This window comes from Robertmurraya mesotrionivorans, assembly GCF_050971805.1.
GTDB lineage: Bacteria > Bacillota > Bacilli > Bacillales > Cytobacillaceae > Robertmurraya_A.
The window spans coordinates 400137-415804 of record NZ_JBPCCH010000003.1 but is presented as its reverse complement, the minus strand read 5'-3'; the positions used below and the strand labels follow the sequence as shown (position 1 = coordinate 415804).

Below are 15668 nucleotides of genomic sequence, written 5' to 3'. Positions count from 1 at the left end.
ATTACCTTTGTTGCCTTGAGGTGATTCGTATGAAATGGACATTAAGTCAGTTACAAAAATATCGAAGCAAGGACTTTCCTGTCGATGAAACAGTTAATATGGATGAGATTATGAAGATTGATCCAACCATACGTCGTGTATCACCAATTCGTGTGACGGGACGAGCTGATATAGATTCGTCAAAAGTAACCTTTCATTTAAAAATAAAGGGTTATCTCGTGTTGCCTTGTTCTCGTACGTTAGTTGACGTGAATTTTCCAATTGATGTCGAAACAACAGAAACTTTCCTCTTAAAAGGACTCGATTATGAGCTTGAAGAGGAAGTTCATCAAGTAAAAGGTGAAGTGATTGATCTTTTACCGGTCATACAAGAAATCCTTTTGCTAGAAGTACCTATGCAAGTATTTTGTGAAGACTATACTGGGACGGATGGTGCTCCTCAATCGGGTAAAGATTGGGAAGTTATTCACGAACAGGAGAAGCAGGATAAAATTGATCCTCGTCTAGCGGGACTTGCGAAATTACTGGATCAAAATGATCCTTCTTCACAATGAATGTGAAGAAGACAAGAAACATTTGAAGCTCAAGGAAACTTGGACTTCATAACTTTCTTAATACTCTTTAAGGAGGTGGGAAGAATGGCTGTACCTTTTAGAAGAACATCTAAAACTGCGAAAAGAAAGCGTCGTACTCACTTTAAACTACAAGTACCTGGTATGGTAGCATGCCCAAACTGTGGTGAAATGAAACTTGCTCACCGTGTATGTAAAGCTTGTGGAACATACAAAGGAAAAGAAGTTGTAAACGACTAATTTGAATGGCGTAAGCGTCTTACTTAATAGTAAGGCGCTTTTTGCATTTTTGTATTATTTACTCTTTTATCTGCAGGAGGGATTCTTTTGGCTTACGAGATTATAGAATTAGAAGAAGGCTTTTTGCAATTTGTTATCAAGCGGCATGAAAGAAGAAATGCAGTAAATTTTGAAGTTATGGACGGTCTTCAAAAAGCTATCGATACAGTGAAGAAATCCAACCATTTAGGACTGGTTATATCAGGTGAAGGAGATAAAGCCTTTTGTTCTGGTGGGGATTTGTCTGTTTTCCATAAATTAAAGACAGAGGAAGAAGCATACGCCATGCTCTCTAGAATGGCAAATATTCTGTTTGATTTATTTATGCTTCCAAAGCCGACTATTGCTTTATTAAACGGAATAGCGATTGGTGGAGGTTGTGAAATAGCAGCGGCATGTGATTTCCGATTTGCTCATTCCAGTGTTACAGCTGGATTTGTACAAGGAAATCTAGCCATTACAACTGGATGGGGTGGGGGAACGATGCTCATTGAGAGAATATCCTCTAGCCAAGCTCTATCAATGCTTATGAAAGCAAAAATATACGAAGCTTCCGAGTTAAAAGAAATGGGTTTTGTTGATTTTATGTATGAAGGCAGTCATTTAGAAGGCTTACGGGCAGGATTAGAGACGATGCCGTCCATAGAGACAGGTGTGCTTCAAGCTTATAAGCAAATCGTTCTTAGTAGAAGAGATCCGATTAGATTGCAGGAGCAAGTGATAAGGGAAGTTCGTCAATGTTCCATTCTATGGGAAAAAGAAGCCCACCATGAGAAGGTGAACCGTTTCATTAACAGAAAAAATAGTAATATATAAATATTTTTTACGTTTATAAGAGAAATTGTTACGAAACCTCTTACATTATCAGTCTATCTTTCCTAGTAGAAGCATATGAATGAATAAAAAACACTAGGAGGGATTTGACAATGCCAACAAATCGTCAAGATGCTTGGTCACAAGATGAAGATTTGCTACTTGCTGAAGTAGTTTTACGTAATATTAGAGAAGGTGGAACACAGCTGCAAGCATTCGAGGAAGTAGGAAAACAGCTTTCAAGAACCGCTGCTGCTTGTGGATTCAGATGGAATTCATACGTACGTAAGCAATACAAATCTGGAATTGAAATAGCAAAAAAACAGAGAAAAGAACTAAAGAAGAATGCTATTGCTCCAAGTGAATTTGAGGATTTGGAAGAAAGTGCTTTAACTGAGCAACCTGCAGTCGAAGTACCGCAGACACGCTCCTATCAAATAGAATTCAATGATCTTGTTGCTTTCTTAAAGGAACTGTACGAAAAAGCAGATTCAAGTCAAAGGGAAGAACATGAGAACTATAAAAAGCACATTCAAGAGTTAGAAAAACAGCTTTATTATTTAGCAGCAGAAAATGAGAAGCTTGAAAAGGAACTAAAGCTTATTGAACAAGATTATAAAGCGCTTATAGATATTATGGAGAGAGCTAGAAAGATGGTTGTTTTACACGAAGAAGATCGGCAGAAAAAATAAATAACAAACAGATAAAGCGGACAAATGTCCGCTTTTTAATTTGTTCACTATTATTCCTTTTCCAAATCGCTTGACCAGATTAATGGATTTTCTCCAAAGTCCCGTCCAAGATCGTATTCAACTGGTTGGAAGCCCATATGAATCCAAAAGTCTCTTGAATTTACTCTCGGGTTTGTCTTAATCGGAAGCCCGATATTCTTCGCAAATGCTACTAAGGCATAACCGTACCCTTTGTGCTGGTAATCTGGTAAAACTTCAAGCTTCCAAAGCTCTAAATAGTCACAAGGTGGTTCAAAGTAGCGGTTGTATTTAGCGTCCACTTGATACAAGCTCATTCGTGCTACAAGCTTATCTCCAAAATAAATTCCATAAAACGGAGATTCACTATCGTTCTCTATAATGTTTGCCTCTAAATCCTCTACCATCGAGAGCTCTTGTAATCCATATTCCTTAAACTTTTTAAACTCTTCTAGCGTTTTATAATTAACTTTTAGTTTTTCAACCTTGTACCCCATATACCTTCCCCCTTGTCTTGTTGCAGTGAAATTCGTTTTATTTTGTATAAGTTTATTTCCCCTTGAATAAACATGAATGGAATCTTCACTACTGCATATGAACTAGAATTGCTTTAATTATATAACAAATTAACGAAAAATTCTGCTTAATATTCGAGAAAACGCTTTCAAAATTAGAAGGAAATTGGCATGCTTATGAAGAAATGATTTTAGATGCTTCATTTAGAAAGGGGAACAATGATGCAAAAGATTCTAATTGCTAATCGAGGAGAGATAGCTTCAAGAATTATTAAAACATGCAGCAAAATGGGTATACAAACCATTGCTATTTATTCAGACGCGGACAAGGATTTACCTTTTGTATCCGAGGCAACAACCTCATATCGAATCGGTGAAGCTCCTGTCGGAAAGTCATATATGAATCAAAAAGTAATATTAGAGATAGCTAAAAAAGAGAAGGTAGACGCTGTTCATCCGGGGTATGGATTCTTATCTGAAAATGCTAGCTTTGCCGAAGAAATTAGAAAAGAGGGTATTATTTTTATTGGACCGAATTCCAAAACCATACAAATGATGGGAGATAAAATTCTTTCACGTGAAAAGATGTTGGAAGCAGGGATTTCTGTTGTACCTGGCAGTAATGAAGAACTTACGACAGAAGAAGAGGCAGTAGCAGCAGCAAATTCTATAGGTTATCCTGTGATTTTAAAAGCAAGTGGAGGTGGTGGTGGAATCGGAATGGTTAGGTGCGAGGACGAAAAAACTCTACGAAAAAACCTGGAAACTACCAAAAAAAGAGCAAAAACTTATTTTGCAAATGAGAAAGTATATGTTGAAAAGTACATACAATATGCACGCCATATAGAAGTCCAGATCTTTGGTGACAAAGCAGGGAATATCGTTCATTTATTCGAAAGGGATTGTTCGATTCAGCGTCGTCATCAAAAGGTTGTAGAAGAATCACCTTCTCCATTTTTATCAGAGGGTGCTAAAGAGAAAATGCTTCAGGCGGCTGTCCGGGCAGCGAAAGCAGTAGGGTATGAGAATGCTGGAACAGTAGAATTTATCGTCGATGAGGAGGAGAATTTTTATTTCCTTGAGATGAATACGAGATTACAAGTAGAGCACCCGGTTACAGAAGCCATTACTGGCATAGATCTTGTAGAATGGCAAATTCTCGTGGCGAGGGGAGAAACATTGCCGTATAAGCAGGAGGAGCTGGAATCAAAAGGGCATGCCATTGAGTTTCGATTATATGCAGAAGACCCTGTGACCTTTATGCCTTCACCGGGGCATATTGAGGTATTGGATTGGGGGAAGGGTGATACGAGAGTGGACTTTGGATATAAAAAGGGTGTAGCAGTAACTCCTTTTTATGATCCAATGATCGCGAAATGTATTGTTCATGGGGAAAATAGAGATGAGGCTATTGAGAAAGCATCAAGTTTTTTTAACCAACTTCAATTACAAGGAATAAAAACCAATGCTCCATTATTTAAGCATATTTTAAACGACACTGACTTTAAGATCGGCAAGTATTTTACTAATTACTTATCAGTAAAAAGATTTAACTAACAAGGGGGAGTTTTTATGTTACGAATTACTTCTACAATGGCGGGGACAATTCTTCAAATCAACATATCAGTTGGTGATCAAGTAGAAAACAACCAAGAAATTGCTATCCTTGAATCAATGAAAATGGAAATTCCTGTGGAAAGTCAAGAAGCAGGAAGAGTGAAGGAGATAAAGGTCGCTGAGGGTGATTTTGTTAATGAAGGGGACGTATTAATCGTACTGGAATAAAGGGGCAATTCCATTAACCGGCCGAGGAGGGATAAAGATGGAGAAGCATTTTTCGGAACAATTAGGGGAAAGAATTAGGAAGATTGAAGAAGGTGGTCACAAGAAATATCATGAGAAACTTGAGGAACAAAAAAAGCTTTTTGTCAGAAAGAGATTAGAGCTTTTATTCGATGATGGCATTTATGAGGAGGATGGAAAGTTTGCCAATTGTCAAAAGGAGGACCTTCCAGCAGATGGTGTCATTACAGCTTTAGGGAAGATAAAGGGGAGGACAGTTTGTGTCATGGCCAATGACTCCACTGTGAAAGCTGGTTCATGGGGAGCTAGAACGGTAGAAAAGATTATACGAATTCAGGAAGTGGCTGAGAAATTAAAGGTTCCACTTTTGTACTTGGTCGATTCAGCAGGGGCTCGGATTACTGATCAACTTGACATGTTTCCAAATCGTCGGGGTGCAGGGAAAATATTTCATAATCAAGTAAAACTATCAGGGATGATCCCTCAAATTTGTATTTTGTTTGGTCCATCTGCAGCAGGTGGAGCGTATATTCCTGCGTTTTGTGATATTGTGATTATGGTCGATGGAAATGCCTCGATGTACCTTGGGTCACCACGTATGGCAGAAAAGGTTATTGGGGAAAAGGTTACATTAGAGGAGATGGGTGGAGCAAGGATGCATTGTTCAGTCAGCGGCTGTGGGGATGTACTCGCTCAAAGTGAAGAGGATGCAATTGAAAAGGCTATTATCTATTTACAATACTTCCCGCAAAACTATCAGGTAGTGCCAAGCATAATCAAAGCCGTGGATGCAAAATTTGAAAAGCATCTGGAGGAGATCATACCCTCAAATCAAAATGCACCATTTAATATGTATGACTGTATTGACACATTGGTCGATGAGGGAAGCTTCTTTGAAATAAAAAAGCTGTTTGCAAGCGAACTTATTACCGGATTGGCAAGGATGAATGGTAGGGTTATAGGTATTATAGCCAATCAGCCAAAGGTAAAGGGTGGAGTCTTATTTATTGATTCAGCTGATAAAGGAGCAAAGTTCATTCAATTATGCGACGCATTTCATATCCCATTATTATTTTTAGCGGATGTTCCAGGCTTTATGATTGGTACAAAAGTAGAAAGGGCTGGAATTATTCGTCACGGTGCAAAATTAATTGCCGCCATGAGTTCAGCTACTGTTCCAAAAATCTCCGTCATAGTTAGGAAAGCTTATGGTGCTGGATTATACGCGATGGCTGGTCCCGCATTTGAACCTGATTATTGTGTTGCGTTACCAACAGCTCAAATTGCCGTCATGGGTCCGGAGGCTGCGGTAAACGCAGTGTACTCGAATAAAATTAATGAAATCTCTGATCCTAAGGAGCGGTTAGCCTTTGTGAAAGAGAAGCATGAGGAATATAAAGAGCATATTGATATTTATAAATTAGCTTCTGAATTAATCGTGGATGACGTTGTAGGAGCGAATGATTTGCGCCAGGTGTTGATTCAAAGATTTTCTATATATGAAACAAAGGATGTTGTATTTAGTACGAGAAAGCATCCGGTGTATCCTGTGTGAGTAAAGACCTCTCTTCCGGAGGTCTTTTTTGATACGAATGACCTTTCTAATACCTTCTTTCAAATAGTTCTGGTAAACTAATAGTAATATTGACGCATCGAGGTAGATAGAATGAAAATTGCGATCATTGGCGGTGGAGCTGTAGGTCTTTTGTTTTCTTCTTACTTACAAGAAGAAAATGATGTAATCCTTTACACGAGGTCAGAGGATCAGAGCGAAAGTATACGTACGAATGGTTTGGTAAGGAAAAGTGGTGAAGAATCTATTTGTTTGCCAATAAACGTTCGACCGATTAGTCAATGGGACGAAACCGGAATTGAACTTGTGATTCTTTGTGTGAAGGAATATATGTTAGATGAAATAATAAAGGACCTAACTTTTCCTCCCAACTTACCATTATTGTTTGTTCAGAATGGAATGGGACATGTATCTCTTCTGAAAAAAATAAATACAAGGTCCCTATTTATAGGTTCTGTTGAGCATGGAGCATTAAGAGTAAATAACCATACGGTGAGTCATACAGGTATAGGGGTTACGAAACTAGCAATATTTCGAACGGTTGAAGGAGACCGGTGGATTCTTGATGAGCTTATCTTACAGTCCATAATGAATTTTCCGGCTCAATTCGAACAGGAATACATGGTCATGCTAACGAAAAAGCTCGTTGTGAATGCGGTAATAAATCCTTTAACAGCTATATTAGGTGTTACCAATGGAAGTCTTTTAACAAATAAATACTATCAAATGCTATTTGAACAGTTGTTTGATGAGGTTTGTCTTGCACTAAGTTTAGACCGCCATACATATTATGAAAACCTTGTTCATGTGTGTAAAAATACAGCAAAAAACGAGTCGTCTATGCTTAAGGATTTAAAAAATGATAGAAGAACAGAAATTGATGCCATTCTCGGGTACGTTCTTGAGGAAGCACAAAGGAAGGAAATAAAAGTGCCGCTCACTTTAGCCTATTATCATTGCATTAAAGGCAAAGAAATAAAGGAGGAGGGGATGTAAAAATGGGAAGCTTTTTTGCTACAGTATTTGCCACATTAGTGACCGTTCCAATTATAGGGTATTTTGTTGTCTTTGTTATTGCTAAACAGATTACAAAAAAACATAGAAAAGCAGTTCATCTTGCTTTGGATATCACTACAGTACTTTTTATCCTTTCTGTTCATTATCTTATTGTTACAATCTGGGACTTTTCATTATTGTGGCTTATTCTTATTTTAATGATTGCCATGGCCATTCTATCTTTACTCCTTCAGTACAAATTAAATGAAGAAGTTGATTTGAAAAAAGTGTTTCGGGGATTTTGGAGGTTTAATTTCTTATTGTTTTTTTCTGCCTATATCATATTAATATGCGTAGGTATCTTTTTAAGCGTGACAAAATCTATTTCGTGAACGAATGCATGATGAAAATGCAAAGGTTTTTATTTTCCATAAACACAGTGCTATACTGAAGATTAGAAATACTGTAAAGAGAAAGGAAGTACATAAATGGAGATGGTTAATCTCTTTCTCCCATCAACGAATCAGTTTGCTACCGATTATAGTACTGGGAATTCATTCATACGTCCGTTATTTCATTATCAATTTCAAGAAACAGAGAGCTATAGGAAAAGAGTAAAGGATTTAGAAAATATAAGCTTTAAAAGGGAAGAGCTTGCTGACTATATTGGGGAGTACATGAGTAAGTTCCCTAGTTCGAATGAGGTTGTTGCATCAATTTCTAAACTAAGGAACCCGGATAGCGTGGTGGTCATTGGGGGACAACAAGCAGGTATCTTAACCGGACCTCTATACAGTATACATAAAATCCTCTCTATTATTTTATTTGCTAAGAAGCAGGAAGCAGAACTGTCTGTTCCGGTTGTTCCGGTTTTCTGGATAGCAGGTGAGGACCACGACTATGATGAAGTGAATCATATTTTTGTAGAAAAAGACAATCAACTTGAAAAGTCAATGTACCCTGAGAAGGTTCTTGATAAACGAATGGTTACCAATATTGACATCAAGAAGGATGTTTTAAAGAATTGGGTTACTGACATCATCTCCTCCTATGGGGAGACGGAACACACGAAATCCCTGCTTCAATTTGTGGATGCTGCTATTGAAAAGTCAGTAACGTTTGTTGACTTTTTTGCACATATTACGATGAGCTTGTTTAAAGATTATGGATTACTTATCGTTGATTCCGGTGATAAGGGATTAAGAAAGCTGGAAAAAGAATATTTTATTAATCAAATTAAAAGTACAAAAGAGATCACTGAAAAGGTAAAAAAGAAGCAGCAAGAACTTGAAGGCATAGGAATGACACAAACGATTGTGATAAATGATCTTTGTGCAAACCTCTTTTATTACGATGAAGTTTCTCATGAGAGAATTTTATTAGATTATATTCCACAGCAACAACAATTTGTAGGCGCGTCTGGTTCTGTCTCTTTTTCATATGATGAAATGTTAGAAATTGCTAGTGAGTTTCCTGAACGCTTAAGCAATAATGTCGTGACGAGACCTCTTATGCAAGAGTGCTTGTTTCCGACATTAGCGTTTATTGCAGGACCAGGAGAGATTGCTTACTGGGCTGAATTAAAGGAAGTGTTTGAGCATTTTGATATGAAAATGCCTCCGATTGTTCCGCGGCTAAACATTAGTTTGATTGAACGAAATGTGAGCTCAGACATGGAAGAACTAGGGTTAAAGTTAGAAGACGTTCTAACTGCTGGAACGGGAAAACAAAAGGAATTATTTCTAGATGCCAACCGTGACAGTAGTTTCCAGACATTGTTTACTCAAACAAAAGACCAGTTAGTCAAAAACTACATGGAAATCGAGAGAAAGACAGAGCAGCACTATAAAGGCATGCTTCCGTTGTTGAAAAAAAATGAAAGCTTACTTTTAAAGCAAATCGATTTTATGGAAAATCGACTTGAACTTGCGTTACTACAAAAGCATGAAGTGGCTATAGAAAAATACAATCGAATCGAACGTAAACTGAAGCCATCGGGTTCACCGCAAGAAAGAATGTGGAACCTCTTTTATTTTCTTAACCAGTACGGACTCTCGTTTATTGATGAATTATTAACACAACCGTATTTGTTTGATGGAAGTCACCAAGTGGTAAAATTATAAACTAGGAAAGACCTTGTCGTTATGATAAGGTCTTTTTTGTCGGTTTTTATAAATTTTTATATGATTTTAAAAGTTTTTATAAGAAAAAGAGGAATCATTCTCATTCTATTTTTGCAGGAAAATAACAGTGGGGGGAGAATTTATAAAAACATGTGGAGGAAAGTGGGGGATTGTGGTACATTTAGGGTAGAGAGTGGGGGTAGCGGGCATGTTTATGGGTGAATACCATCATAATGTTGATACGAAGGGACGTTTAATTGTGCCTGCAAAGTTCCGTGAACACTTAGGAGAAACCTTTGTGTTAACACGCGGCTTAGATCAATGTTTATTTGGTTATCCTCTTAGTGAATGGGATCAGATTGAGGAAAAGCTCAAAGGGTTACCATTAACTAAAAAAGACGCTCGTGCATTTACCCGGTTTTTCTTCTCAGGTGCGACTGAATGTGAAGTGGATAAACAAGGAAGAATAAACATTGCTACTCCACTAATGCAATACGCAAAGCTTGAAAAAGAATGCGTCGTTCTCGGAGTCTCAAACCGAATTGAAATTTGGAGTAAGACATTATGGGAAGAATACTTTACAGAATCCGAGCAATCTTTTGCTGAAATTGCAGAGAATATGATTGGATTTGATATTTAAGGATTCTATTCATGGGCGTAATTCGAAAGGTGGACAACAATGTTTGAACATACTACCGTGCTTTTGCACGAAACTGTTGATGGACTCAATATTAAACCAGATGGTATATATGTGGACTGTACAATGGGTGGAGCGGGGCATAGCGCGCTTATCCTATCAAAGTTGTCAAAGGAAGGAAGATTATTTGCCTTTGACCAAGATGACGTTGCCATTGAAAATGCAAAGGAAAAATTAGCTGCATATGAAGGGCAATTAACAATTGTAAAAAGTAATTTTCGATACCTACAAGAGGAATTACACAAGCGAGGGATTGAAAAGGTTGATGGAGTTCTTTATGATTTAGGCGTTTCCTCCCCACAATTAGACACACCGGAACGAGGATTTAGTTATCACCATGATGCCCCTTTAGACATGAGAATGGATCAACAGGCAGACCTCTCCGCATATGACGTTATTAATTCCTGGAGTTTTGAAGAGCTAGTAAAAATATTTTTTAAATATGGAGAAGAGAAATTCTCCAAACAAATTGCTAGGAAAATTGAGGCGGCAAGAGAAATAAAGCCGATTTCAACAACAGGTGAGCTAGTGGACTTGATCAAAGAGGGAATACCGGCTCCGGCTCGAAGAAAAGGTGGACATCCAGCTAAACGAATTTTTCAAGCAATCCGAATTGCAGTTAATGACGAACTAGGTGTATTTGAAGATTCGTTAAATCAAGCGATGGATTTACTAAACCCTGGTGGAAGAATTAGTGTCATTACTTTCCACTCATTAGAGGACCGAATTTGTAAGGTGATATTTAAGAAGGCTAGTGAAACACCAGACCTTCCAAAAGGATTGCCTATTATCCCGGATGAGTACAAACCAGAACTAAAGTTAATTACGAGAAAACCAATTGTGCCATCAGAAGAAGAATTAGAACATAATAATCGAGCACGTTCGGCAAAGCTACGTGTTGCCGAAAAGTTGTAAACCTATCTAGGAGGGAATAGGATGAGTAACTTAGCAAGGAAGCTTCAGCAGGAACAGCAGCAACAAACCGTACAAGCACCTCAAAAGGTAAGAAAGACCAACTCATGGTTGTCTCCTGGAGAGAAAATCCTTGGTGTCACTTTTTGTGCCGCTCTATGCTTTGGTGCCGTACATATTATCTCAAATCAAGCGGCGATTTATGAATTAAATAAGGATATACAAAATACCTCTGTTAAATTAGAGGACCAACAGAAGATTAATAATGATTTGAGAATGCAAGTGGGTGAGTTAAGCACTCCAGATCGAATCCGCAGCATGGCAGAAAAGCTTGGATTAAAGCTTAATGACAATAATGTTAAGGTTGTGCAGGAGTAATGACAAAGAAACAGCCCAATATGAATGTGGGAGCAGCGATATTATTTATAATATTTAGCCTGCTCTTTTTTGTCTTAATTTTTCGGTATGTAACGATTTTGGCAACAGGAGAAGTGCACGGGCAGAATTTGTCTGCTTTAGCTAAGCAAAAGTATGAGAAAGAGGCAACGATTGAGGCTACAAGAGGAACGATTTATGACAACAATGGTGAAGTGATTGCAGAAGATACAGCTTCCTTCAAGTTAGTTGCGATTCTGGATGAAACATTAACCACCAACCCTAAAAATCCAAGGCATGTTGTTGACAAAGAAAAGACGGCCAGAGAGCTGTCAAAGGTAATTGATTTAGAAGAATCAGAGATTTATAGAATTCTATCTAAAGAGGGTGCTAAGCAGGTAGAGTTCGGAACGAAGGGTAGAGATATTTCAATTCAAGTAAAAACAGAAATTGAGAATCTGAAACTTCCAGGAATAACATTTATACGTGGATCAAAGCGTTTTTATCCAAACGGCATTTTTTCCTCTCACGTAGTTGGCTATGTTGATGTCGATGAAGAAACGAATCAAACGGTTGGGCAGCTTGGAATTGAAAAATCAATGAACGAGGAATTAACCGGAATTAACGGGAAAGTAAATTACCCTGGTGACTTTTGGGGGTATATCCTACCCGGCGGTCAGGAAAATGTAACAGCGGCTAAAGATGGATATGATATTTATTTAACACTCGATAAAAAGATCCAGACTCTTCTTGAGGATGCTATGAACAAAGTGGATGAACAGTATGATCCAGCTAAAATGGTCGCGGTAGTAGCTGATCCAAAGACCGGTAAAATTTTAGCGATGGCGCAAAGACCAACGTTTCATCCAACAACAAGAGAAGGAATCTCCGACACCTGGCACAATGAGGTGATCGAAAACTCATTTGAACCAGGATCAACAATGAAAATTTTTACACTTGCTGCGGCTGTACAGGAGGGAGTTTTCAATCCGAACGAGGGGTACCAATCAGGTTCATATAAACCAACGGAAAATTCGCAAAGGATTCACGACCATAATGGTAGCGGGTGGGGTACAATTTCCTACTTAGAAGGATTACAAAGATCTTCGAATGTAGCATTTGCTAAGCTTGTAAAGGAAAAGATCGGTTATGATACGTTTCGAGAGTATTTAACGAAGTTTGGATTTGATCAGCCAACAGGAATTGATCTTCCAAACGAAACGAGTGGAAAGATTGTTTACCAATACCCAATCGATAAAATTACAACAGGATATGGACAAGGTACAGCCATTACACCAATTCAGCAAATCCAAGCAGCTACTGCTATAGCAAACGGCGGTAAAATGGTGAGACCCCATGTTATTGATAAGATTGTAGATCCAGCGTCAGGAAAGACGATTAAGCAAACAGAAACAGAAGTTGTCGGAACACCGATCTCAAAGGAAACCGCCAACCAGGTTCTTGAGTATCTAGAGACAGTGGTTAGTTCTCCGAAGGGAACCGGGTATAACCGATATAATATTGAAGGATATCAAGTTGCTGGGAAAACAGGTACTGCGAGTATGACCCAAAATGGTAAGTACTTAAACGGGAAAAATGACTATGTCTTTTCTTTTTTAGGAATGGCACCTGCAGATGACCCGCGATTAATTATTTATGTTGCAGTACAACAGCCGAAAGTAGACCATTATTCAGAGGGATCTATACCAGTTTCAATGATTTTTAATCCTGTTATGAAAAATAGTCTTCAGTATTTAAATATTGAACCAGCTGAGCAAAAAGAGGTAGAGCCAATTACTGTTCCAGATTTTCTAAATAAAAACGTTGGAGAGTCCGAAGAGCAAGTGAAAAGTTTTGGAGCTCATACCATTGTTATTGGGAATGGAACAAACGTAATTGCACAATCTCCACAAGCGGGAGAGAAAATACTCGCTGGAGAAAAGGTATTCGTTGTAACAGACGGCGATTTAACGATGCCAGATGTTACAGGATGGTCCTTAAGAGATGTTGTTAAGATTGCCTCGCTTGCTAATTTACAACTAAGTACAACTGGGAGCGGCTATGTGACAAAACAAAATATAAGTGTAGGAAGTGTTGTAGCAGCGGGTGATCATTTAGTGATTCACCTGAAGGCACCGACAGAAGAAGAAGCTAAGCTTGGTGATGATGCTTCTGAGGAAACTGAGAAAGAAACCGAGGAAGGCACAGAAGAACAAGCAGAAGAAGTGGAATCAGAATAAGCTTAGAACGTACAAGTAATGCTTGTGCGTTCTATTTTTTTTGGTACAAGCATATAGTGGAACGAGCCATATATGTTGTTAGGAGGTTCTAACGAAGATGCGAGTGTCAAATGTTACAGTACGAAAAAGACTAACGATCTCACTTTTAGTAGGGTTTCTCATTTTCTTTATTATTGATGTAAGGCTAGGGTATGTACAATTTGCCTTAGGAAATATTTTAACCGATGGAGCGAAAGATCTTTGGAGTCGGAATATTCCTTTTGAACCCGAGCGTGGTGAAATTGTCGATCGTAACGGTGTTGCACTCGCTACAAATAAAAGTGCACCGACCGTTTATGTAGTGCCAAGACAGGTGAAGGATCCTGCGAAAACAGCAGAGCAGCTAGCTGCAGTTTTAAACTTTTCAAAAGAGAAGGCGTACCAATATGTGACCAAATCAGCTTCCATCGTAAGAGTTAATGAAGGTAGAAAAATTACCCATGAAAAGGCAAATGAAGTCCGCGATTTGAACATAGAAGGTGTCTATATCGGGGAAGATTCTAAGCGTCACTATCCGTTTGGTAATTACCTCTCCCATGTTCTCGGTTTTGCTGGAAGTGATAATCAGGGGTTAACAGGCTTAGAAGCTGTTTATGACAAAGAGCTCATGGGGGAAGAAGGTTCTGTAAAATTCTATGCAAATGCCAAAGGACAAAGAATGAATGATATGGCAGATGACTATGAGGCTCCTGTGGATGGATTAGATTTAAAACTAACCATTGATTCAAAGGTACAAACAATAGTAGAAAGAGAGTTAGATAATGCGCAGGCACAATATAATCCTGACGGTATGATAGCCATTGCTATGGACCCGAATACCGGAGAGATTTTGGCTATGTCAAGCCGGCCGGGGTTTGATCCAGCTGAGTTCCAGGAGGTAAATCCTGAAGTGTATAACCGAAATCTCCCTGTTTGGAGTACGTATGAACCTGGGTCTACCTTTAAGGTTATTACACTAGCAGCTGCACTTGAAGAGGGGAAAGTAGATTTAGAGAATGATCACTTTCATGACTCTGGATCGGTCAAGGTTGGTGGAGCGACGCTAAGATGCTGGAAACGAGGGGGACATGGATCGCAAACCTATTTGGAGGTTGTGCAAAATTCCTGTAACCCAGGTTTTGTTCAATTAGGTGAAAGTCTCGGGAAAGATACATTATTTAAGTATATAAAGGATTTTGGATTTGGACAGAAAACAGGAATTGACTTACAAGGAGAAGGAAAAGGAATCTTATTTAATCTAGATCGAGTCGGACCAGTGGAATTAGCTACGACTGCATTTGGTCAAGGGGTATCAGTTACACCAATTCAACAGGTTGCTGCGATATCGGCAGCAATTAACGGTGGTACGTTATACACCCCATATATTGCGAAGGAATTAGTTGATCCGCGAACCGGTGAAGTCGTAATGAAAAAGTCACCAGTAGCGAAACGAAAGGTAATTTCAGAAGAAACCTCAGAGAAAATTCGATACGCTCTTGAAAGTGTTGTGGCACAAGGTTCAGGTGGAAGAGCCTTTGTTGAAGGCTATCGAGTTGGTGGTAAAACAGGAACAGCGCAAAAGGTAAAGGATGGAAGGTATATGGAAAATAATCATATCGTTTCTTTTATTGGATTTGCGCCAGCGGACGACCCGCAACTCGTTGTGTATGTGGCTGTTGACAATCCTAAGGGAACTACACAGTTCGGGGGAGTGGTTTCAGCACCAATCGTAGGCAGCATTATGGGTGATAGTTTGAGAGCTTTAGGAGTAGAACCAAGAAAGGGTCAGCTAGAAAAAGAGTACAAGTGGCCAGATGTACCAATGATTGAGGTTCCTGATGTAGTTGGTATGACCAAAACAGAACTTGGCGATTTATTTGTTAATCTAAAAATCGAAACCTCCGGAGAAGGTAATGTAGTTGTAAAACAGACACCGGAAGCAGGGGTAAAGTTAAAAGAAGGATCAACTATTCGATTGTATTTTGATAATGTGGAACAGAAAGAAGACGAGAAAGAGACAGAAGAATAGACTGATTCAGTGT

General features: G+C 38.7%; 16 protein-coding genes. 15 read left to right on the top strand and 1 reads right to left on the bottom strand.

The genetic code is table 11. The features are described from left to right. Positions 1 to 29 precede the first annotated feature (29 nt). The 4 genes from ACRX5O_RS08350 (at position 30) to ACRX5O_RS08335 (ending at position 2356) form a co-directional block, all read left to right on the top strand. On the top strand, positions 30 to 554 hold the full coding sequence (locus tag ACRX5O_RS08350) for a YceD family protein (RefSeq protein WP_119707438.1): 525 nt from the start codon (positions 30 to 32) through the stop codon (positions 552 to 554). Between the two features lie 84 nt (positions 555 to 638). Continuing rightward, the gene (gene rpmF / locus ACRX5O_RS08345; RefSeq protein ID WP_023615018.1) at positions 639 to 812 is read left to right on the top strand and encodes a 50S ribosomal protein L32; all 174 of its coding nucleotides are present in this window, start codon (positions 639 to 641) and stop codon (positions 810 to 812) included. 87 nt (positions 813 to 899) lie between these two features. After that, positions 900 to 1667: an enoyl-CoA hydratase/isomerase family protein gene (locus tag ACRX5O_RS08340; protein WP_433905503.1), complete on the top strand. Its 768-nt coding sequence runs from the start codon at positions 900 to 902 to the stop codon at positions 1665 to 1667. Between the two features lie 110 nt (positions 1668 to 1777). After that, positions 1778 to 2356, top strand: coding sequence for an RsfA family transcriptional regulator (locus ACRX5O_RS08335; RefSeq protein ID WP_433905502.1), 579 nt, complete (start codon positions 1778 to 1780; stop codon positions 2354 to 2356). Between the two features lie 50 nt (positions 2357 to 2406). Here the strand turns inward: ACRX5O_RS08335 and ACRX5O_RS08330 are convergent, their stop codons facing one another. After that, complete coding sequence (locus tag ACRX5O_RS08330; RefSeq protein WP_433905501.1) at positions 2407 to 2871, bottom strand: N-acetyltransferase; 465 nt, start codon at positions 2869 to 2871, stop codon at positions 2407 to 2409. Between the two features lie 240 nt (positions 2872 to 3111). Between ACRX5O_RS08330 and ACRX5O_RS08325 the strand changes: the two genes are divergently transcribed. The 11 genes from ACRX5O_RS08325 (at position 3112) to ACRX5O_RS08275 (ending at position 15655) form a co-directional block, all read left to right on the top strand. After that, on the top strand, positions 3112 to 4446 hold the full coding sequence (locus ACRX5O_RS08325) for an acetyl-CoA carboxylase biotin carboxylase subunit (RefSeq protein WP_433905500.1): 1335 nt from the start codon (positions 3112 to 3114) through the stop codon (positions 4444 to 4446). Between the two features lie 15 nt (positions 4447 to 4461). Then, positions 4462 to 4674, top strand: a complete 213-nt coding sequence (locus ACRX5O_RS08320) for an acetyl-CoA carboxylase biotin carboxyl carrier protein subunit (protein WP_433905499.1) — start codon at positions 4462 to 4464, stop codon at positions 4672 to 4674. Positions 4675 to 4711: 37 nt separating this feature from the next. Further along, the gene (locus ACRX5O_RS08315) at positions 4712 to 6247 is read left to right on the top strand and encodes an acyl-CoA carboxylase subunit beta (RefSeq protein ID WP_433905498.1); all 1536 of its coding nucleotides are present in this window, start codon (positions 4712 to 4714) and stop codon (positions 6245 to 6247) included. A 111-nt stretch (positions 6248 to 6358) separates the two neighbouring features. Continuing rightward, positions 6359 to 7261 (top strand): 2-dehydropantoate 2-reductase, encoded by a 903-nt coding sequence (locus tag ACRX5O_RS08310; RefSeq protein ID WP_433905497.1) that lies wholly within the window; start codon positions 6359 to 6361, stop codon positions 7259 to 7261. Positions 7262 to 7263: 2 nt separating this feature from the next. Continuing rightward, on the top strand, positions 7264 to 7653 hold the full coding sequence (locus ACRX5O_RS08305; RefSeq protein WP_433905496.1) for a DUF3397 domain-containing protein: 390 nt from the start codon (positions 7264 to 7266) through the stop codon (positions 7651 to 7653). Positions 7654 to 7749: 96 nt separating this feature from the next. Further along, positions 7750 to 9384: a bacillithiol biosynthesis cysteine-adding enzyme BshC gene (bshC, locus tag ACRX5O_RS08300; protein WP_433905495.1), complete on the top strand. Its 1635-nt coding sequence runs from the start codon at positions 7750 to 7752 to the stop codon at positions 9382 to 9384. Between the two features lie 208 nt (positions 9385 to 9592). Further along, the gene (gene mraZ / locus ACRX5O_RS08295) at positions 9593 to 10024 is read left to right on the top strand and encodes a division/cell wall cluster transcriptional repressor MraZ (RefSeq protein ID WP_251515898.1); all 432 of its coding nucleotides are present in this window, start codon (positions 9593 to 9595) and stop codon (positions 10022 to 10024) included. 39 nt (positions 10025 to 10063) lie between these two features. After that, complete coding sequence (rsmH, locus tag ACRX5O_RS08290) at positions 10064 to 10996, top strand: 16S rRNA (cytosine(1402)-N(4))-methyltransferase RsmH (RefSeq protein WP_433905494.1); 933 nt, start codon at positions 10064 to 10066, stop codon at positions 10994 to 10996. Between the two features lie 21 nt (positions 10997 to 11017). Further along, positions 11018 to 11371, top strand: a complete 354-nt coding sequence (gene ftsL / locus ACRX5O_RS08285) for a cell division protein FtsL (protein WP_119707451.1) — start codon at positions 11018 to 11020, stop codon at positions 11369 to 11371. Beyond that, entirely contained in the window at positions 11371 to 13608 is a 2238-nt protein-coding gene (locus ACRX5O_RS08280) for a penicillin-binding protein (RefSeq protein WP_433905493.1), read from the top strand. Before ftsL ends, ACRX5O_RS08280 begins: the two co-directional genes overlap by 1 nt. A gap of 97 nt (positions 13609 to 13705) precedes the next feature. Next, positions 13706 to 15655, top strand: a complete 1950-nt coding sequence (locus tag ACRX5O_RS08275) for a stage V sporulation protein D (RefSeq protein WP_433905492.1) — start codon at positions 13706 to 13708, stop codon at positions 15653 to 15655. Positions 15656 to 15668 lie beyond the last annotated feature (13 nt).

Excerpts from the sequence above, each read along its gene's own strand:
- ACRX5O_RS08350 (WP_119707438.1), top strand. The coding sequence starts at position 30 with ATGAAATGGACATTAAGTCAGTTACAAAAATATCGAAGCAAGGACTTT.
- ACRX5O_RS08325 (WP_433905500.1), top strand. The coding sequence starts at position 3,112 with ATGCAAAAGATTCTAATTGCTAATCGAGGAGAGATAGCTTCAAGAATT.
- ACRX5O_RS08275 (WP_433905492.1), top strand. The coding sequence starts at position 13,706 with ATGCGAGTGTCAAATGTTACAGTACGAAAAAGACTAACGATCTCACTT.
- rpmF (WP_023615018.1), top strand. The coding sequence starts at position 639 with ATGGCTGTACCTTTTAGAAGAACATCTAAAACTGCGAAAAGAAAGCGT.
- ACRX5O_RS08305 (WP_433905496.1), top strand. The coding sequence starts at position 7,264 with ATGGGAAGCTTTTTTGCTACAGTATTTGCCACATTAGTGACCGTTCCA.
- ACRX5O_RS08280 (WP_433905493.1), top strand. The coding sequence starts at position 11,371 with ATGACAAAGAAACAGCCCAATATGAATGTGGGAGCAGCGATATTATTT.
- ACRX5O_RS08315 (WP_433905498.1), top strand. The coding sequence starts at position 4,712 with ATGGAGAAGCATTTTTCGGAACAATTAGGGGAAAGAATTAGGAAGATT.
- ftsL (WP_119707451.1), top strand. The coding sequence starts at position 11,018 with ATGAGTAACTTAGCAAGGAAGCTTCAGCAGGAACAGCAGCAACAAACC.
- ACRX5O_RS08310 (WP_433905497.1), top strand. The coding sequence starts at position 6,359 with ATGAAAATTGCGATCATTGGCGGTGGAGCTGTAGGTCTTTTGTTTTCT.
- mraZ (WP_251515898.1), top strand. The coding sequence starts at position 9,593 with ATGTTTATGGGTGAATACCATCATAATGTTGATACGAAGGGACGTTTA.
- ACRX5O_RS08335 (WP_433905502.1), top strand. The coding sequence starts at position 1,778 with ATGCCAACAAATCGTCAAGATGCTTGGTCACAAGATGAAGATTTGCTA.
- rsmH (WP_433905494.1), top strand. The coding sequence starts at position 10,064 with ATGTTTGAACATACTACCGTGCTTTTGCACGAAACTGTTGATGGACTC.
- ACRX5O_RS08330 (WP_433905501.1), bottom strand. The coding sequence starts at position 2,871 with ATGGGGTACAAGGTTGAAAAACTAAAAGTTAATTATAAAACGCTAGAA.
- bshC (WP_433905495.1), top strand. The coding sequence starts at position 7,750 with ATGGAGATGGTTAATCTCTTTCTCCCATCAACGAATCAGTTTGCTACC.
- ACRX5O_RS08320 (WP_433905499.1), top strand. The coding sequence starts at position 4,462 with ATGTTACGAATTACTTCTACAATGGCGGGGACAATTCTTCAAATCAAC.